Below are 19401 nucleotides of genomic sequence, written 5' to 3' on the forward strand. Positions count from 1 at the left end.
CGTGTCCCCCGTGTCGGGGACCGCGGGCATGATGGTTTTCACACCCCCGATCCGCCCTCTGGAGGACCGATGAGCGCGCTGCGCCTGTTCACGTCGGAGTCTGTGACCGAAGGTCACCCCGACAAGATCTGCGACCAGATCTCCGACAGCATCCTCGATGCCCTCCTCGCGGTCGACCGCGGCAGCCGTGTCGCCGTCGAGACGCTCGTGACCACCGGACTCGTCCACGTCGCCGGCGAGGTCCGCACCGACGGGTACGTCGACATCCCGGGGATCGTCCGCCGGGTCGTGAACCGCATCGGCTACACCTCCTCCGAGACCGGCTTCGACGGCGACTCGTGCGGTGTGACGGTGTCGATCGGCGAGCAGTCGGGCGACATCGCCGCGGGTGTGGACAACGCGCTCGAGCACCGCGAGGGCGGGTCCGTCGACCCCGTCGACGCGCTCGGCGCGGGGGACCAGGGAATCATGTTCGGCTACGCGACGAATGAGACGCCCTCGTACATGCCGACCGCGATCTGGACGGCTCACCGGCTCGCCGAGCGGCTGACCGACGCCCGTCGCAGCGGCGCCCTGCCGTTCCTCCGTCCCGACGGCAAGACGCAGGTCACCCTCGGCTACGACGGCACGACGCCGCGGACGGTCGACACGGTCGTCCTCTCCACGCAGCACCACCCCGACATCTCGCTGCCGGCCCTCCGCGCCGCAGTGCAGGCCGAGGTCATCGACCCCGTCCTCGCACAGACCGGCCTCGACGTATCGAACGTCCGTTACGTCATCAACCCGGCGGGTCCGTTCGTCGTGGGCGGACCGAAGGGCGACGCCGGCCTGACCGGCCGCAAGATCATCATCGACACGTACGGCGGTGCCGCACGTCACGGCGGCGGGGCCTTCAGCGGCAAGGACCCGTCCAAGGTCGATCGCTCGGCGGCGTACGCGATGCGCTGGGTCGCGAAGAACGCCGTCGCGGCAGGGCTCGCCGACCGGCTCGAAGTGCAGGTCGCCTACGCCATCGGTCGCGCCGCCCCCGTCGGGCTGTACGTCGAGACGTTCGGCACAGGACACGTCTCCGACGAGAAGATCACGGCCGCGATCCGGGAGTCGTTCGACCTCCGGCCGCAGGCGATCATCGACGACCTCGACCTGCTGCGTCCCATCTACGGACAGACCGCGGCGTACGGACACTTCGGGCGCGAACTGCCCGAGTTCACGTGGGAGCGCACGGACCGCGTCGACGCCTTGCGGGCCGCCGCCGGGCTCTGACGCCCGTGATCGCCGTCGCGCGGATCCTCCTCGATTCGCCGCTCCCTCAGCTCGACCGGCTCTTCGATTACGCCGTCCCGAACGCTCTGGATGCCGACACCCAGCCGGGTGTGCGGGTGAAGGTTCCGCTGCGCAGCGCCGGGCGGATGATCGAAGGCTGGGTCATCGAGCGGGCGGAGGTCGAACCCGGCGGCCGTCCGCTGTCCGAGGTGGCGTCCGTCGTCTCCCCGGTGCCGGTGCTCCCGGCATCCCTCTATGCCCTGGCGCGGCGTGTCGCCGATCGGGCCGCCGGTTCTGCGAGCGACATCCTGCGCCTCGCGGTGCCGAAGCGGATGGTGCGGGCTGAGAAGGCCTGGCTCGCCGCCGATCCGCCCGGAGTGCCGCAGGTGGATCCGGATGCCGTGACCCGCGCCCACGCGCTCGCATCGCCCTATCCCGGGCTCGCCGATGCCGTCCTGTCGGGGGAGCGGGTCGCGGTCGACGCACCGCCGCACCCGACTCCCGGAGCTCTCCGCGGTGCCTGGGCGGACCTGCTCGCCGGCCTCGCTGCGCTCGTCCTGGACAGCGGCCGGAGCGCGCTGCTCGTCGTCCCGGACCACCGCGACCAGACGCAGCTCCTCGACGCTCTCGCGGCCCTCGTCCCGGGCGACGCGGTCGTCCGCGACGACGCCAGGCGCTCGGGGCCGGAGCGGTACGCGACGTACCTCCGGATGCTGAGCCCCGTTCCCTGCATCGTCGTCGGGAACCGGTCCACCGTGTACGCGCCTGCTCACGATGTCGGTGCCGTCTTCGTGTGGGACGACGGCGACACGCTGCTCGCCGAGCCGCTCAGCCCGGGGGTGCACGCACGCGATGCCGCGCTCGTCCGGCAGGAGGAGGAGCACTCCGCTCTCGTCTTCGCGGGCCACACCCGTACGACCGATGTCGAGCGTCTGGTGCAGCTCGGGTGGGTGCGGGAGATCGCCGCGGCGCGTCGGGTCAGCCCACGGGTCGTCCTGTCCGCGACGCACGAGGCCGAGCACCGCGGGGCGCGCGTCCCCTCTGCCGCGTTCGGCGCTGCGCGGGAGGCGCTGCAGCACGGGCCGGTGCTCGTCCAGGTCGCTCGACCCGGCTATTCGCCGGTCCTCGTCTGTGCGGAGTGCCGCACTCCCGCCCGATGCCGGCACTGTTCCGGCCCGCTCCGGGCCCGCCGACCGGGGGCGACGCCGGACTGCGGGTGGTGCGGCCGGTCGGCGCCGAACTGGACGTGCGCCAACTGCGCCGGGACGCGCTTCCGGATGGCGTCGTCGGGGAGTGAGCGGACGGCGGACGAACTCGGTCGGGCGTTCCCCGGCATCCGGGTCATCGTCGCCGACGGCGACCACCCCGTCGCGTCCGTCGACAGTCGGCCTGCCCTCGTCATCGCCACGCGCGGGGCGGAGCCCCCGGCGGAGGGCGGCTACCGAGCGGTCATCCTCCTCGACGGCGACAAGATGCTCATGGCCGAGCAGCTGCGGATCGGCGAATCGTGCCTCCGGTGGTGGTCGAATGCCGCCGCGCTCGCGGCTCCCGGCTCGCCGGTCCATCTCGTCGGCGTCACGGGACCGGTCGCCCGTGCCCTCGCGACGTGGACGCACGCCGCCTACGCCCGCGCCGAGCTCGCGGACCGAGCTCCGCTGCTCATGCCCCCGACCGTCCGGGTCGCCGCCGTCGAGGGGGCCGCGGCATCCGTCGACCGTGCCCTCGCGGAGCTGCGCGACGCGGTTCCCGATCTCGCCCCGCTGTCGGCGGTCGGACCCGTGCCCACCGATGACGGCACGCGCGCGCTCGTCCGGGTGGACTACGCGCACGGCCGCGCGGTCGCCGAGCAGCTGCGGGCGTCCGTCGTCGCCGATGCGGTCAGCGGTCGGCGCCGGGGTCCGGGGCCCCGGACTACACTCAGGGTTCGGCTCGATGTGCCCGAGCTCGATCTGTGAGGACCTGCATGCGCGTCGTTTTCGCCGGAACCCCCGAACCGGCCGTCCCCTCTCTCCGCGCCCTCGCGGCCTCGTCCCATGACGTCGTCGGCGTCGTCACGCGACGCGACGCTCCGATCGGCCGCAAGCGCGTCCTGACGCCCTCCCCGGTAGCGGCGGCGGCGGCGGATCTCGGTCTCCCCGTCATCAAGGCGGACCGCCTCGACGACGCTGCGACGGCTGAGATCGCCGCCCTCGGCGCGGATCTGGGCGTGATCGTCGCCTACGGCGGGCTGGTGCGCGAACCGCTCCTGTCGATGCCTCCGCACGGCTGGATCAACCTGCACTTCTCGCTCCTGCCGCGCTGGCGCGGCGCGGCGCCCGTGCAGCACGCCCTCATCGCGGGCGACCGCGTGACCGGCGCCGCCGTGTTCCAGCTGGTCCCCGCCCTCGACGCCGGTGACGTCTTCGCGGAGCTCCGCTACGACGTCCCGCGCGGCGCCACGGCGGGCGACGTGCTCACCGACCTGGCTGCGTCGGGTGCGGAACTCGTCACGTCCGTCGTGGATGCGATCGCCGACGGCTCCGCGGTCGCGACGCCGCAGGTCGGCGAGGCCACCCTCGCGCCGAAGCTCTCGCAGGCCGACGGCGCTCTCGACTTCGCCGAACCCGCCGATCGCGTCCTCGACCGCTTCCGCGGGACGACACCCGAGCCCGGTTCCCACCTCTCGCTCGACGGTCAGCGGGTGAAGGTGCTCGCCGCGCTCCGCGGACCCGACGCTTCTCTCGAGGCGGGACAGGTCGCGCTCGTCGGACGCGACGTCGTCGCCGGGACGGGGGAGGGAACCGTCCTTCTCCGGACGGTCCAACCCGCCGGCAAGGGGGCCATGAACGCGGCGGACTGGTGGCGCGGGCTCCGCTCCGACGGTCCCCGGATCGATCTCCCCGGAGCGGCCTCGTGAGCGCCGCCCGCGACGTCGCGTACGAGGTCATCCGCGCGGTCGGCGAGGACGACGCCTACGCCAATCTGCTCCTGCCGCGCGAACTCGAACGCGCGCGACTGTCGACGGCGGACGCTGCCCTCGCGACCGAGCTGACGTATGGCACGCTCCGCCGCGTCGGGACGTACGACGCGATCATCGAGATGGCGGCATCCCGACCCGTTTCGGGGATCGACGCTCCCGTCCTCGACGCCCTCCGTCTCGGAACGCACCAGCTCCTCGCGACCCGCGTCCCCGCTCACGCCGCCGTCCATGAGACGGTCGACCTCGTCGGCCGCGTCGCGGGCCGGCGTGCGACGGGGTTCGCCAACGCCGTGCTCCGCCGCGTATCGGAACGGGATGAGGAGGAGTGGCTGACCCGCATCGAGGATGCCGCCCGCTCCGACGACGAGCGCCTTGCTGTCCGGTTCGCGCACCCCGTTTGGATCATCCGCGCCTTCCGGCGCGCGCTGGCCGCCGAGGGACGTGCCGACGAACTCCTGGACCTGCTGGCGGCGGACAACGCCGCACCGACGGTGACCCTCGCGGCTCTGCCTCACGTCGGTGAGATCCCGGACGATGCGGAGCGCACTCCCTTCTCGCCGATCGGCTTCCGCCTCGCCGGAGGTGACCCTGACCGGGTCGTCCGCGGGTCGGGGGGCGCGGTCCGCGTGCAGGACGAAGGATCGCAGCTCGCGGCTCTCGCCCTCTCCCGTGCCGTCCCGGTCCGCGCGGGTGAGCGGTGGCTCGACCTCTGCGCCGCGCCGGGAGGCAAAACCGCTGTGCTCGCGGCCGAGGCAGCGGCCGCCGGCGCGACCCTCGAGGCGAACGAGCTGTCCGCGGCCCGCGCACGACTCGTCCGCCAGTCCGTCGCCGCCGTTCCTCTCGAGGTCCCCGTGTCGGAGGAGGACGGCCGCACCCGCGCGGGCCGCGGCGTCTACGACCGGATCCTCGTCGACGCCCCCTGCACAGGCCTCGGCGCGCTCCGACGCCGGCCCGAGGCGCGGTGGCGGAAGGCCCCGGCGGACGTCCCCGAACTCACCCAGCTGCAGACCGAACTCCTCACCGCGGCGGTCGGCGCGCTGGCCCCCGGCGGCGTCGTCGCCTACGTGACCTGTTCGCCCCACCTCGCCGAGACCGCGGGCGTCGTGTCAGAGGTCGAACGCCACTTCGGTGAGGCGCTCGCGCAGCTCGACACACGCGAGGTGCTCCGGCAGGTCGCCGGGGACGCGATCGACCTCGCGGCGCCTGCGGACGGATCGGGACGCGCCCAGCTGTGGCCTCACCGCCACAGCACCGACGCGATGTCGATCTGGCTGCTCCGGAAGAACTGAGCAGGCACCGGGATAATGACTGACGTGGCCGACTCCGACGTACGCATCAACCCCAGCATCCTCGCCGCCGACTTCGTGAACATGCAGGCTGAACTCGCCCGCATCGCGTCGGCCGACTTCGTCCACGTCGACGTCATGGACAACCACTTCGTCCCGAACCTGACGTTCGGCCCGCAGATGGTGGAGCGGATCCAGGCGACGAGCCCTGTGCCGCTCGACGTCCACCTCATGATCAGCGACGCCGACCGCTGGGCTCCCGAGTACGCCGAGATCGGCGCGGCATCCGTCACGTTCCACCTCGAGGCCGCCGCCGAGCCGGTCGCCCTGGCCCGCAGGCTCCGGCAGATCGGTGCGCGCGCCGGCGTGGCGGTGAAGCCCGCGACCCCCGTCGAGCAGCTGTTCGACGTCCTCGACGAGTTCGATCAGATCCTCGTCATGACCGTCGAGCCGGGCTTCGGCGGGCAGAGCTTCATGGCCGACCAGATGCCCAAGCTCCGCCGGCTCAGCGACGAGGCCCGTCGCCGCGGGTCGCAGGTCTGGCTGCAGGTCGACGGCGGCATCGGCGAATCGACCATCGCGCAGGCAGCGGATGCCGGTGCCGACACATTCGTGGCGGGCTCGGCCGTGTTCGGTGCCGAGAATCCGGGAGCGGCGATCAGCGCGCTCCGCTCGGCTGCGGCATCCGCCCACCGGCACTGACGCCCACGGTCGTCACGCGAACCGGCCGGGATCGGCGGGCCGGTACCCTGGAAGGTGTGAAGACCTTCGACGCACTGTTCTCCGAGCTGAGCGAGACCGCGGCGAGCCGTCCCGAGGGATCGGGCACGGTCGCGCAGCTGGACCGCGGCGTCCACGCCATCGGCAAGAAGATCGTCGAAGAGGCCGCTGAGGTCTGGATGGCCGCTGAGTACCAGTCCGACACCGAGACGGCCGAGGAGATCTCGCAGCTGCTCTACCACCTGCAGGTGATGATGCTCGCGAAGGGCCTGACGCTCGAGGACGTGTACCGACATCTCTGATCGGTCCCTCGTGCCGTCCGCCCACCTCCACACCGAAAGACGCTCCATGCTGCGCATCGCCGTCCCCAACAAGGGCATGCTCGCCGAAACCACCGCGGGGATGCTCGCCGAGGCCGGGTACACCGGTCGGCGCGACCCCAAGGACCTGCACGCCATCGACCCCGTCAACGACGTCGAGTTCTTCTACCTCCGTCCCAAGGACATCGCCACCTACGTCGGCTCCGGTGCGCTGGACGTCGGCATCACGGGCCGTGACCTGCTGCTGGATGCCCGGATGCCGGGTGCCCGAGAGATCGAGAAGCTCGGCTTCGGCGGCTCGACGTTCCGGTTCGCAGGTCCTCCCGGACGCTTCACCGAGCTCGCCGATCTCGACGGACTGCGCGTCGCGACGGCCTATCCCGGCCTCGTGGACGCCTACCTCGACGACCTCGGCGTGGCGGTCGACCTCGTGCCGCTCGACGGCGCGGTCGAGTCCGCCGTCCAGCTGGGTGTGGCGGATGCCGTCGCCGACGTCGTCTCGACCGGCACGACCCTCCGCCAGGCGGGCCTCGAGATCTTCGGGCCGGTGCTGCTGGAGTCCGAGGCGGTCCTGATCGGCGCGCCGACCGAGGCGGACGGCACCGAGACGCTCCTCCGGCGCCTGCGCGGCGTCATGGTCGCCCGGCGCTACGTCCTCATCGATTACGACCTGCCCGCGCACCTGGTCGACCAGGCGGTCGCCCTCGCTCCCGGGATCGAGTCGCCCACGATCTCGCCGCTGCGCGACCCCGAGTGGGTCGCGGTCCGCGTCATGAGCCCGCGGAAGACCGTGAACCAGGTCATGGACGCCCTCTACGAGATCGGCGCTCGTGCGATCCTTGTGACCGCGATCCACAACGCGAGGCTCTGACGTGTCGCTTGTCAGCCGCGTGATCCCGTGTCTCGACGTGGCCGCGGGCAAGGTCGTCAAGGGCGTCAACTTCGAGAACCTGCGCGAGATGGGCGACCCGGTCGAACTCGCTCGCCGGTACTACGAGCAGGGCGCGGATGAGATCACGTTCCTCGACGTGACGGCCACCGTCGATGCGCGCGACACGACGTACGACGTCGTGCAGCGCACCGCCGAGCAGGTCTTCATCCCGCTCACGGTGGGCGGGGGAGTGCGCTCTGCCGAGGACGTCGCACGGCTCCTCGGGGTCGGCGCCGACAAGGTGGGCGTCAACTCCGCCGCGATCGCCCGGCCCGAGCTCCTCGGCGAGATCGCCGACCGCTTCGGGGCGCAGGTGCTCGTCCTCTCCCTCGACGTCAAGCGCGCTCCCGGCACGCCGTCCGGTTTCGCCGTCACGACGCACGGCGGCCGCACCCTCACCGACCTCGACGCGCTCGCGTGGGCGCGCGAGGCGATCGAGCGCGGCGCGGGGGAGCTCCTCGTCAACTCGATCGACGCCGACGGCACGAAAGACGGCTTCGACCTCGAACTCGTCTCGCTCATGCGCGAGGTCTCCACGGTCCCCGTCATCGCCTCCGGCGGGGCGGGGGATGCCGCGCACTTCGCCCCGGCGATCGCCGCCGGCGCCGACGCGGTGCTCGCGGCATCCGTCTTCCACTCCGGACAGCTGACGGTCGGCGACGTGAAGGATGCCCTGGTGGCCGACGGCGTGGAGGTGCGGCGATGACGCGCCTCGTCGACGAGCGCATGGCGCGGGTCGTCTACAACGCGGACGGCCTCGTCCCCGCGATCGTGCAGCAGCACGACACTCGCGAGGTGCTCATGCTCGGGTGGATGGATGCCGAGGCCCTCCGCCGGACGCTCACCGAGGGTCGCGTGACGTTCTGGTCGCGCTCGCGTCAGGAGTACTGGCGCAAGGGCGACACGTCGGGTCACGCGCAGTTCGTGAAGGGCGTGCGGCTGGACTGTGACGGCGACACGCTGCTGGTGTCCGTCGAGCAGGTCGGCGCGGCCTGCCACACCGGCGACCGGACGTGCTTCGACGCGGACGACCTCGACCCCGTCGTCGGCGAGTTCTCATGACCGAGGCGGCCTCACGCCGGACACGGCTCGCGGCCGTGCTCGCGATCCTCATCGGCGGCGCGATCGGCATCATCGGGTCGACCCAGACCTGGCTCGAGGCGACGGTCGACGACGGCTCCGCCGTCCCGATCCCGGTCCCCGGGACCGATGCCCTCGCCGTCGTGGCACCGCTGAGTCTCGCGGCACTCGCCCTGGCACTCGCCCTGACGATCGTGGGGCGCGTCCTCCGCTACGCCTTCGCGGTCATCGCGGTCGCCCTCGGCGCGGGCCTCGGGTGGGGTGCGTTCCGGATAGCCTCGCAGCGCCCCGTCGACGCCGTCGCGGGGCCGGTCACCGACGCGACGGGTCTGAGCGGCGCGCAGGGCATCGCCGGGGTCGTGTCGGAGATCACGGCGACGCCGTGGCCGGCGGTGACGGTCGCGGCATCCGTTCTCATCATCCTCGGCGGAGTCGTCGCGCTCGCGACCGCCCACCGCTGGACGAGCGCCGGTCGCAAGTACCGGACCGACCGTACGAGCGGGCCCCGCGACAGCATCGACTCGTGGGACGACCTGTCGCGCGGCGAGGATCCGACGACCTGACCCGGCGGGGCGGGGCAGCGTGCACGCCCCGCTAGACTGGTGACGCGGCTCCGGCCGACCCAGAGAACCCGTGCTTCGCATCGAAGGAGAACTATGAGCGGCATCGAGGACCCCGGCCACGGACACTCCCCGGCGGCATGGACGACGGTCATCATCATGCTCGTCGCCGTGACGATCGGCACCGTCTTCTTCTTCTTCGACATGCCGCTGCTCGTCTGGCTCTCGGTCGTCCTGCTGTTCATCGGCCTCATCGTCGGCTACATCATGACCAAGGCCGGCTACGGCGTCGGTGGGTCGAAGACCGTCACGAAGCAGCACTGACGTGCTCGCCGACCTCATGGCCGGCGCGGTGGAGGATGCACGAGAGCGGGAGTCCGTCCGCCCCTTGGCGGTCGTCGAGAAGCTCGCTCTGGCGCAGCCTGCCGCGATCGACGCCCTGGCTGCACTCGCACCCGCTGATCGCGTGAAGATCATCGCCGAGGTGAAGCGCGCGAGTCCGTCCCGTGGCGACCTCGCCGACATCCCCGACCCTGCCCTCCAGGCACGCCGATACGAGCTGGGCGGGGCGTCCGCCATCTCTGTCCTGACCGAGGCGCGGAAGTTCAAAGGCTCCCTTGCCGACCTCGAGGCCGTTCGTGCCGCGGTCACCCTTCCGGTCCTTCGGAAGGACTTCGTCTCGACGCCGTACCAGGTGTTCGAGGCGCGCGCTGCCGGTGCCGACCTCGTGCTCCTCATCGTCGCAGGGCTGGAGCAGGACGTCCTCGCCGAGCTCTACGGCCTCATCCGGGAACTCGGCATGACCCCGCTCGTCGAGACGCATTCCGCAGAGGAGCTGGCGCGCGCGAACGACATCGGCGCAGGTCTGATCGGCGTCAACGCGCGCAACCTCTCGACCTTCGAGCTCGACCGCGACCTCTTCGGCCGGCTCGTCTCCGACATCCCCGAGGGTGTGATCAAGATCGCGGAGTCCGCGGTCCTCGCACCCGCCGACGTCGCGCACTACCGCGCCGCGGGTGCCGACGTCGTCCTGATCGGTGAAGCGCTCGTCACGAACGACCCCGTGTCGACGCTCGCCTCGTTCCTGGAGGCAGGTTCATGAGTCTGCGCGCAGCCGCGGGTCCCTTCTTCGGCGAGTTCGGCGGGCGGTACATGCCCGAGTCCCTCATCGCCGCCATCGACGAGCTGACGGCGGTGTACGAGGAGTCCAAGGCGGACCCGGCGTTCGCCGCGGAGTTCGCGCGACTGCTGAACGTCTACGCCGGCCGGCCCTCCGCCCTCACCGAGGTGCCGCGGTTCGCGGAGCACGCCGGCGGGGCGCGGGTGTTCCTCAAGCGCGAAGACCTCAATCACACCGGTTCGCACAAGATCAACAACGTCATCGGTCAGGCGCTCATCACGAAGCGTCTCGGCAAGAAGCGCGTGATCGCGGAGACCGGTGCCGGCCAGCACGGCGTCGCCACGGCGACCGCGGCCGCCCTGTTCGGCTTCGAGTGCACGATCTACATGGGCGAGGTGGACACGGAGCGCCAGGCGCTCAACGTCGCGCGCATGCGTCTGCTCGGCGCCGAGGTCATCCCGGTCACGACCGGCTCGCGCACGCTCAAGGACGCGATCAACGAGGCCTACCGCGACTGGGTCGCCTCCGTGGACACCACCAACTACATCTTCGGCACGGCCGCGGGCCCTCACCCGTTCCCCGCCATGGTGCGCGACTTCCAGAAGATCATCAGCGAAGAGGCTCGTCAGCAGCTGCTCGACGAGATCGGCAGACTCCCCGATGCGGTCGTCGCGTGCGTGGGCGGCGGGTCGAACGCCATCGGGATGTTCGACGCGTTCCTCGACGACGAGGGCGTGGCCCTCTACGGCGTCGAGGCTGCCGGTGACGGCGTCGACACGCCCAAGCATGCGGCATCCATCGAACGCGGTCGTCCCGGCATCCTGCACGGCGCGAAGACGTTCGTCCTGCAGGACGAAGACGGTCAGACGACGGAATCGCACTCGATCTCCGCGGGACTCGACTACCCGGGCGTCGGTCCCGAGCACGCGTGGCTCGCGAGCATCGGCCGGGCGCAGTACATCCCTGCGACCGACACCGAGGCGATGGAGGCCCTGCGTCTGCTGAGCCGGACCGAAGGGATCATCCCCGCCATCGAATCCGCGCACGCCCTGGCCGGTGCACTGCGCATCGGACGCGAACTGGGCCCGGAGGGCGTGATCGCGATCAACCTCTCCGGTCGCGGCGACAAGGACATGGACACCGCCGCCCGGTGGTTCGAGCTGTACGACGCAGACAAGGAGCCCGTCGAGGTCCCCTCCGACCCCGAGCACGGCAGCGGCGAAGGAGTCGAGCTGTGACCTCCCGCGTGGCGGCTGCCATCTCCGCCGCGAAGGACGCGGGTCGAGGGGCCTTCGTCGGCTACCTCCCGATCGGCTACCCCGACCTGCAGACGAGCATCGACGCCGCGGTCGCCCTGGCTGAGAACGGCGCCGACATCCTCGAGCTGGGTCCGCCGTACTCCGATCCCGTCATGGACGGCGTCGTCATCCAAGAGGCGACGCAGGCCGCCCTCGCAGCCGGGTTCCGGTTCCGCGACACGTTCACCGCCGTCCGCGCGATCGCCGAGCGGGTCGACGTGCCGATCGTCGTCATGACGTACTGGAATCCGGTGTTCCAGTACGGCGTCGACCGCTTCGCCGACGACCTCGCCGCTGCGGGGGGAGCGGGGCTCATCACCCCCGACATCACCCCCGACGCGGCCGCCGACTGGATCGCCGCGTCGGAGCGCACCGGCCTCGACCGGATCTTCCTCGCCGCGCCCTCGTCCACCGAGGAGCGGCTGAAGATGATCGCCGAGCACTCGACCGGATTCGTCTACACCGTCTCGACGATGGGCATCACGGGGGAGCGGGCGGAGTTGGATGCCGCGGCTCGCGCCCTCGTCGGCCGTCTCCGCGCGCACGGGGTCGAGAACGCGTGCGTCGGTATCGGCATCTCCACGGCCGATCAGGTCGACGGCGTCCTCGATTACGCCGACGGTGCCATCGTCGGTACGGCCCTGGTGCGCGCACTGCGTGACGGCGGCGTCGAGGGGCTCGCGGCCACGGCGCGCGAGCTGTCGCAGGGCGCAGGACCCCGCACCGTCACCGCGTAGACTCGCCGTCGTGACTTCTGCAGCCCTCTCCGTCGTCGCGAGCATTCCCAGCCCGCCGATCAGTTCGTTCCAGCTCGGCCCGCTGACGATCCACTTCTACGCCCTGTGCATCCTGGCGGGCATCGTCGTGGCGACGTTCTGGACCAACCGCCGTCTCACCAAGCGCGGCGCGGAGCCCTGGGTCGTCATCGACATCTGCCTGCTCGCGGTCCCGCTCGCCATCATCGGCGCACGCATCTTCCACGTCCTGACCCACCCCGGGTTCTACTTCGGCGAGGACAAGGACATCTGGGCGATCTTCCGGATCTGGGAGGGCGGCATCGCCATCTTCGGCGCCCTGATCGGCGGCGCCATCGGTGCGTGGCTCGGCTGCAAGTGGAGCGGCATCCGCTTCTGGAGCTTCGCGGACGCGCTCGCGCCTGCCCTCCTGCTCGCGCAGGCCTTCGGGCGGTTCGGCAACTGGTTCAACCAGGAGCTGTACGGCCTTCCCACCGACCTTCCGTGGGGGCTGAAGATCGATTACCCGAACTCCGCGTGGCCGGCAGGCCTCCCGGAGGGAACCCTCTTCCACCCGACCTTCCTCTACGAGGTCATCTGGAATGTCATGGGCGTCATCATCATCGCCGCGGCCGGACGACGCTTCCGGCTGCAGTGGGGCCGCCTGTTCGGTCTGTACCTCGTCTGGTACTCGGCCGGTCGCATCGTCTGGGAGTCGATCCGCATCGACCCGAGCGAGATCTTCCTCGGTCTCCGCACCAACGTGTGGGCCGCGATCCTCGGTGTCGTGGTCGGTCTGGTCATCATGATCGTCCAGAACCGCCGGCACCCGGGCTTCGAGCCTTCGCCGTACCAGCCTGGTCGCGAGTGGACCCCTTCCGGGGAGGTACACTCACAGGGAACCGATGACTTCGTGGACGTGAGCGCACCCCCCGCGTCCGAAGAATCCTCCGGTGGGGCCACAAGCTCCCTCACCACCCGATAGCAAGTACCGCAGGGCCGACGTCGTCCCAGGTTGAGCACCCATGTGAGGACGGTAGGCATGCCCTCGAGCTCCCGTCACGAAGACACCACGACGACCATCACCGGTGGTTCGTTCCCTGCGAAGCAGGGGATGTACAACCCGGCGTTCGAGAAGGACGCCTGCGGTCTCGCGATGGTCGCGACGCTGCGCGGCGAGGCGGGCCACGACATCGTGGACCTCGCGCTGACCGCGCTCCGCAACCTCGAGCACCGCGGCGCCATCGGATCGGATGCCGGAACCGGCGACGGTGCGGGCATCCTGACTCAGATGCCCGACGCCTTCCTGCGCGCAGTCGTCGATTTCGACCTGCCCGCGGTCGGCGAGTACGCCGCCGGTCTGGCGTTCCTGCCCACGGATCATGACGAGCGCGTCGCCCAGAAGGCGGCCGTCGAGTCGATCGCGGCGAGCGAAGGTCTGACCGTCCTCGGGTGGCGCACGGTTCCCACGGCCGACGAGAACCTCGGCAAGCTGGCGTTCAACGCGCGACCGGTGTTCGAGCAGCTCTTCGTGTCGCGCCCCGCGGTCGGCGACGCGCCGGCCCTGGCGGGCATCGCTCTCGATCGCCGCACCTACCGGCTCCGCAAGCGCGCGCAGCACGAACTCGACGCCTACTTCGTGTCGCTGTCCAGCCGCACCCTCGGCTACAAGGGCATGGTGACGACGCTCCAGCTGGAGCCGTTCTACCCCGACCTGCAGGATGAGCGGTTCGCGACCGAGCTCGCCGTCGTGCACTCGCGTTACTCGACGAACACCTTCCCGTCGTGGCCGCTCGCGCAGCCGCTGCGGATGCTCGCCCACAACGGCGAGATCAACACCGTCAACGGCAACCGCAACTGGATGCGGGCGCGTCAGTCCCAGCTCGAGTCGGAGCTCCTCGGCGACATCAGCCCGCTGCTGCCGATCTGCAGCCCGGGTCAGAGCGACTCGGCATCCTTCGACGAGGTTCTCGAGCTCCTCACGCTCACCGGGCGGAGCCTGCCCCACGCCATCATGATGATGGTCCCCGAGGCGTACGAGAAGCAGGCTGACATCTCCGACGAGCTGCGCGCCTTCTACGAGTACCACTCGATGCAGATGGAGCAGTGGGACGGCCCGGCCGCCCTCATCTTCACGGACGGCTCGCTCGTGGGTGCGACCCTCGACCGCAACGGTCTGCGTCCGGGTCGGTGGACCGAGACCACCGACGGCCTCGTCGTCATCGGCAGCGAGACCGGCGTGCTCGACTTCGAGCCGGAGCGCATCAAGCGCCGCGGACGTCTGCAGCCCGGGCGCATGTTCGTCGTCGACACCGCACAGGGTCGCATCGTCGAGGACGAGGAGATCAAACGCGACCTCGCCGCCCTCCACCCGTGGCAGGAGTGGCTCGACGAGGGCCGCGTGCGCCTGAGGGATCTGCCCGAGCGCGAGCACATCGTGCACCCGATCGCCTCGATCACACGGCGCCAGCGCACCTTCGGCTACACCGAGGAGGAGGTGCGCATCCTCCTGACGCCGATGGGGCAGACGGGTGCCGAGCCCCTCGGAGCGATGGGGTCCGACACGCCGATCGCCGTCCTGAGCGAGCGTCCGCGCCTGCTGTTCGACTACTTCGTGCAGCAGTTCGCGCAGGTCACGAACCCGCCGCTCGACTCGATCCGCGAAGAGGTCGTCACCTCCCTCGGCCTCGGCCTCGGCCCGGAGCGGAACCTCCTGGCCTCGGGTCCGGACCACACCCGTGTCATCACGCTGGACTTCCCTGTCATCGACAACGACGAGCTGGCGAAGCTGCAGAACATCGACCGTGCCCTGCCCGGTCGTCGGTCGATCACCATCCGCGGTCTCTACCGCTCCGACGCCGATGCGGATTCGCTGCGTTCGCGGCTCGATGAGATCTGCGCAGAGGTGGATGCCGCCATCGCCGACGGCGTGGAGTTCATCATCCTGAGCGACCGCGACTCGACGTCGGACCTCGTGCCGATCCCGTCGCTGCTGACGCTCTCCGCCGTCCACCACCACCTCATCCGCAACGAGAACCGCATGAAGGTGGGTCTGGTCGTCGAGGCCGGCGACGTGCGCGAGGTCCACCACGTCGCGACCCTCATCGGTTACGGCGCGTCGGCGGTCAACCCGTACCTCGCGATGGAGACGGTCGAATATCTGGTGCGGGCGGGGTACATCACGGGCGTCGAGCCCGAGAAGGCCGTCAGGAACCTGATCTACGCGCTCGGCAAGGGCGTGCTGAAGATCATGTCGAAGATGGGCATCTCGACGGTCTCCTCCTACGCCGGGGCGCAGGTCTTCGAAGCCGTGGGTCTGTCGCAGGAGTTCATCGACACCTACTTCACCGGCACCGAAACCAAGCTCGGCGGCATCGGGATCGAAGAGATCTCGCGCGAGAACCTCGCCCGTCATGAGTTCGCGTATCCCGCCGACCAGGCGGCGCGCGCGCACGAGCGCCTGTGGACGGGCGGCGAGTACCAGTGGCGGCGGGACGGCTCGCCCCACCTGTTCAACCCCGACACGGTGTTCCGTCTCCAGCACGCCACGCGGACGCGCCGCTACGACATCTTCCGCGAGTACACGCAGCTGATCGACGAGCAGGCGAGCGAGCTGAAGACCCTGCGAGGGCTCTTCCGACTCAAGAACGGCACCCGCCCCGCGGTCCCGATCGACGAGGTCGAACCGGTGTCGTCGATCGTCAAGCGGTTCTCGACCGGTGCGATGAGCTACGGGTCGATCTCGCAGGAGGCGCACGAAACGCTCGCGATCGCGATGAACCGGCTCGGCGCGAAGTCGAACACGGGGGAGGGCGGCGAGGACGTCGACCGGCTCCTCGACCCCGAGCGTCGGAGCGCGATCAAGCAGGTCGCCTCGGGACGCTTCGGTGTCACGAGCATGTACCTGACCCACGCCGATGACATCCAGATCAAGCTCGCTCAGGGCGCCAAGCCCGGTGAGGGTGGGCAGCTCCCTCCGGGCAAGGTCTACCCGTGGATCGCGCGCACCCGCGGCGGCACCCCGGGCGTCGGCCTCATCTCGCCGCCGCCGCACCACGACATCTACTCGATCGAGGACCTCAAGCAGCTCATCTTCGACGTCAAGCGGGCCAATCCGTCCGCGCGCGTGCACGTGAAGCTGGTCAGCCAGTCCGGGATCGGCGCGGTCGCGGCAGGCACCGCCAAGGCCCTGGCCGACGTCATCCTGGTCTCCGGTCACGACGGTGGGACGGGCGCGAGCCCGCTGAACTCGCTCAAGCACGCGGGCACGCCGTGGGAGCTGGGGCTCGCCGAGACGCAGCAGACCCTGATGATCAACGACATGCGCGGTCGGGTGGTCGTCCAGGCCGACGGGCAGCTCAAGACCGGCCGTGACGTCCTCATCGCGGCGCTCCTGGGGGCCGAGGAGTTCGGCTTCGCGACGAGCGCGCTCGTCGTGGAGGGCTGCATCATGATGCGCGTGTGCCACCTCGACACGTGCCCGGTCGGCGTCGCGACCCAGAACCCGGAACTGCGCAAGCGCTTCACGGGCAAGGCGGAGCACGTCGTGAACTTCATGGAGTTCATCGCCCAGGAGGTGCGGGAGTACCTCGCCGAGCTCGGGTTCCGATCTATCGAGGAAGCCGTCGGCCACACCGAGGTCCTCGATGTCCAGCCGGCCGTCGACCACTGGAAGGCATTCGGTCTGGACCTCTCGCCCATCCTCCACGGACCGGCTTTCGGGGAGGACGCACCGCGCCACCGCGTCCGCGAGCAGGACCACGAGCTCGAGGACCACTTCGACGTAGCCCTGCTGGACCGGGCACGTGACGTCGTGGAGCACGGCGGTCATCTCGTGATCGACCTGCCGGTGCGCAACACCGAGCGCGCTGTCGGCACCATGCTCGGCCACCACGTCACGAAGGCGCACGGCGAGAACGGGCTGCCGTCCGGGACGATCGAGGTCAACCTCACCGGTTCGGCCGGCCAGTCGTTCGGTGCGTTCCTGCCGTCGGGCATCACACTGCGACTCGAGGGCGACTCGAACGACTACGTCGGCAAGGGGCTCTCAGGTGGAGAGATCGTCGTCCGGCCCCCGCGCGACGCCGCCTTCGACGCCTCGCAGAACGTCATCGCCGGGAACGTGATCGGCTACGGCGCGACGCAGGGGTCGATGTTCCTGCGCGGCGTCGTCGGCGAACGCTTCCTCGTGCGCAACTCCGGCGCGACGGCGGTCGTCGAAGGGGTTGGCGATCACGCCCTCGAGTACATGACCGGCGGTCTCGCCGTCATCCTCGGCGCCACCGGGCGCAACCTCGGCGCCGGCATGTCCGGCGGATCAGCGTACATCTACAAGCTCGACCGTGCGCTCATCAACCGCGAAGCCCTCGCCACCGGCGAACTCGAGCTCCTCGAGCTCGGCGCCGGTGATGTCGAGATCCTGGGGGATCTCCTGACCCGCCACGCCGAGGAGACCGGCTCCGATCTGGCCGAGGGGCTGCTCGCCGACCTCGACAGCGAGGCCGCGAACTTCACCCGTGTCCTGCCGCGCGACTACGCGGCTGTCCTGAAAACCCGCCAGGAGGCGGCCGCTGAGGGGCTCGACCCCGACAGCGACGTCGTCTGGAACCGCATCCTGGAGGTGACCCGTGGCTGACCCGAAGGGCTTCCTCAAAGTCACCGAGCGCGAGCTCCCGCCGCGCCGGCCCGTTCCCGTTCGCATCATGGACTGGAAAGAGGTGTACGAGCAGGGCGACCAGGCCGTGCTCCGTCGCCAGGCGGGCCGCTGCATGGACTGCGGCGTGCCGTTCTGCCACCAGGGCTGCCCGCTGGGGAACCTCATCCCGGAGTGGAACGACCTCACCTGGCGCGGCGAGGGCCGCGCGGCGATCGAGCGGCTCCACGCGACGAACAACTTCCCGGAGTTCACCGGTCGCCTGTGTCCCGCCCCGTGCGAGAGCTCGTGCGTCCTCGGCATCAACCAGCCCGCCGTCACGATCAAGCAGATCGAGGTCTCGACGATCGACGAGGCGTTCGCGCACGGCTGGGTCGAGGCCGAGCCCCCCGGACGCCTCACCGGCAAGACGGTCGCGGTCGTCGGGTCGGGACCCGCGGGTCTCGCCGCCGCGCAGCAGCTGACGCGCGCGGGGCACACCGTCGCCGTGTACGAGCGCGACGACCGCATCGGTGGCCTGCTGCGCTACGGCATCCCGGACTTCAAGATGGAGAAGCGCCACCTCGAGACGCGACTGCGTCAGATGCGCGACGAGGGCACGCGGTTCCGGGCAGGCGTCGAGATCGGCAAGGACCTGTCGTGGGCCGACCTCCGCGCCCGCTACGACGCGGTCGTCGTCGCGACGGGGTCGACCGTGCCGCGCGACCTGTCGATCCCCGGCCGCGACCTCGACGGTGTCCACTTCGCGATGGAGTACCTCGTCGAGTCGAACAAGACCGTCGCGGGCGACCAGGTGCCGCACCAGATCCACGCCGAGGGCAAGCACGTCATCGTCATCGGCGGCGGCGACACGGGTGCGGACTGCATCGGCACGGCGCACCGACAGGGGGCGCTCAGCGTCACGAACCTCGCCATCGGAAAGCAGCCGCCCGAGGCGCGTCCCGACCATCAGCCGTGGCCGATGATGCCGACTCTCTTCGAAGTGGCCTCTGCGCACGAGGAGGGCGGTGACCGTTCCTACCTGGCTTCGACCGTCGAGTTCCTCGGTAACGAGGCGGGGGAGGTGCGCGCCCTCCGCGTCGCCGAGACGGAGTTCGTCGATGGCCGCCGCGTCCCCAAGAGCGGCACCGAGCGCGAGATCCCCGCCGACCTCGTCCTGATCGCGATGGGCTTCACCGGCCCGGAGCGGTCGGCGCTCGAGCAGCAGCTCGGCGCCGTCTTCACCTCGAACGGCAACGTCGAGCGGGCGGACGACTGGCAGGCGACGGCACCGGGTGTCTTCGTGGCCGGCGACGCCGGACGCGGCCAGTCCCTCATCGTCTGGGCGATCGCAGAAGGGCGCGCGGCGGCTTCGGCAGTCGACGAGTACCTCATGGGGTCGACCAGCCTCCCGGCGCCGGTCCGACCGACCGACGTCGCGATCGGTCTCCAGCACGCCTAGGCTGGAATCGTTCCCACATCACTACCCGACGGAGCT

The 19401-nt window shown here is 70.6% G+C and carries 17 protein-coding genes; all 17 read left to right on the plus strand.

Annotation, left to right across the window (positions count from 1 at the left end):
• The first annotated feature begins 69 nt into the window (after positions 1-69).
• The 17 genes from metK (at position 70) to ABCU91_RS09495 (ending at position 19365) form a co-directional block, all read left to right on the plus strand.
• On the plus strand, positions 70-1263 hold the full coding sequence (gene metK / locus ABCU91_RS09415) for a methionine adenosyltransferase (RefSeq protein WP_406924249.1): 1194 nt from the start codon (positions 70-72) through the stop codon (positions 1261-1263).
• A gap of 5 nt (positions 1264-1268) precedes the next feature.
• Complete coding sequence (locus ABCU91_RS09420) at positions 1269-3218, plus strand: primosomal protein N' (RefSeq protein WP_413353495.1); 1950 nt, start codon at positions 1269-1271, stop codon at positions 3216-3218.
• An 8-nt stretch (positions 3219-3226) separates the two neighbouring features.
• Positions 3227-4159: a methionyl-tRNA formyltransferase gene (gene fmt / locus ABCU91_RS09425; protein ID WP_406924247.1), complete on the plus strand. Its 933-nt coding sequence runs from the start codon at positions 3227-3229 to the stop codon at positions 4157-4159.
• Entirely contained in the window at positions 4156-5511 is a 1356-nt protein-coding gene (locus tag ABCU91_RS09430; protein ID WP_413353496.1) for an RsmB/NOP family class I SAM-dependent RNA methyltransferase, read from the plus strand. Before fmt ends, ABCU91_RS09430 begins: the two co-directional genes overlap by 4 nt.
• Before the next feature lie 15 nt (positions 5512-5526).
• Positions 5527-6210: a ribulose-phosphate 3-epimerase gene (gene rpe / locus ABCU91_RS09435; RefSeq protein ID WP_406924245.1), complete on the plus strand. Its 684-nt coding sequence runs from the start codon at positions 5527-5529 to the stop codon at positions 6208-6210.
• Positions 6211-6266: 56 nt separating this feature from the next.
• Positions 6267-6530: a phosphoribosyl-ATP diphosphatase gene (locus ABCU91_RS09440; protein WP_018186764.1), complete on the plus strand. Its 264-nt coding sequence runs from the start codon at positions 6267-6269 to the stop codon at positions 6528-6530.
• A 46-nt stretch (positions 6531-6576) separates the two neighbouring features.
• Positions 6577-7419 carry an ATP phosphoribosyltransferase gene (hisG, locus tag ABCU91_RS09445; protein ID WP_018186765.1) on the plus strand — a complete coding sequence of 281 codons (843 nt, stop codon included), beginning with the start codon at positions 6577-6579 and terminating at the stop codon, positions 7417-7419.
• A 1-nt stretch (position 7420) separates the two neighbouring features.
• A complete protein-coding gene (gene hisF, locus ABCU91_RS09450) occupies positions 7421-8185 on the plus strand; it encodes an imidazole glycerol phosphate synthase subunit HisF (RefSeq protein ID WP_406924243.1) in 765 nt (254 codons plus the stop codon).
• Complete coding sequence (hisI, locus tag ABCU91_RS09455) at positions 8182-8541, plus strand: phosphoribosyl-AMP cyclohydrolase (RefSeq protein ID WP_413353497.1); 360 nt, start codon at positions 8182-8184, stop codon at positions 8539-8541. Before hisF ends, hisI begins: the two co-directional genes overlap by 4 nt.
• On the plus strand, positions 8538-9122 hold the full coding sequence (locus tag ABCU91_RS09460) for a Trp biosynthesis-associated membrane protein (RefSeq protein ID WP_413353498.1): 585 nt from the start codon (positions 8538-8540) through the stop codon (positions 9120-9122). The genes hisI and ABCU91_RS09460 overlap by 4 nt, the downstream gene beginning before the upstream one ends.
• Positions 9123-9215: 93 nt before the next feature.
• Positions 9216-9443, plus strand: coding sequence for a DUF6704 family protein (locus tag ABCU91_RS09465; protein WP_091353625.1), 228 nt, complete (start codon positions 9216-9218; stop codon positions 9441-9443).
• Between the two features lies 1 nt (position 9444).
• Positions 9445-10221 (plus strand): indole-3-glycerol phosphate synthase TrpC, encoded by a 777-nt coding sequence (gene trpC / locus ABCU91_RS09470; RefSeq protein WP_406924240.1) that lies wholly within the window; start codon positions 9445-9447, stop codon positions 10219-10221.
• Positions 10218-11477 carry a tryptophan synthase subunit beta gene (gene trpB, locus ABCU91_RS09475; protein ID WP_413353499.1) on the plus strand — a complete coding sequence of 420 codons (1260 nt, stop codon included), beginning with the start codon at positions 10218-10220 and terminating at the stop codon, positions 11475-11477. Before trpC ends, trpB begins: the two co-directional genes overlap by 4 nt.
• Complete coding sequence (trpA, locus tag ABCU91_RS09480; RefSeq protein ID WP_413353500.1) at positions 11474-12274, plus strand: tryptophan synthase subunit alpha; 801 nt, start codon at positions 11474-11476, stop codon at positions 12272-12274. The genes trpB and trpA overlap by 4 nt, the downstream gene beginning before the upstream one ends.
• Positions 12275-12284: 10 nt before the next feature.
• A complete protein-coding gene (lgt, locus tag ABCU91_RS09485) occupies positions 12285-13256 on the plus strand; it encodes a prolipoprotein diacylglyceryl transferase (RefSeq protein WP_413353501.1) in 972 nt (323 codons plus the stop codon).
• Positions 13257-13313: 57 nt separating this feature from the next.
• The gene (gltB, locus tag ABCU91_RS09490) at positions 13314-17906 is read left to right on the plus strand and encodes a glutamate synthase large subunit (RefSeq protein ID WP_413353502.1); all 4593 of its coding nucleotides are present in this window, start codon (positions 13314-13316) and stop codon (positions 17904-17906) included.
• Positions 17899-19365: a glutamate synthase subunit beta gene (locus ABCU91_RS09495; RefSeq protein ID WP_413353503.1), complete on the plus strand. Its 1467-nt coding sequence runs from the start codon at positions 17899-17901 to the stop codon at positions 19363-19365. Before gltB ends, ABCU91_RS09495 begins: the two co-directional genes overlap by 8 nt.
• The last annotated feature ends 36 nt before the right edge of the window (positions 19366-19401 follow it).

The sequence above is a fragment of the Microbacterium phoenicis genome, assembly GCF_047302325.1.
In the GTDB taxonomy this organism is placed as follows: Bacteria; Actinomycetota; Actinomycetes; order Actinomycetales; family Microbacteriaceae; genus Microbacterium.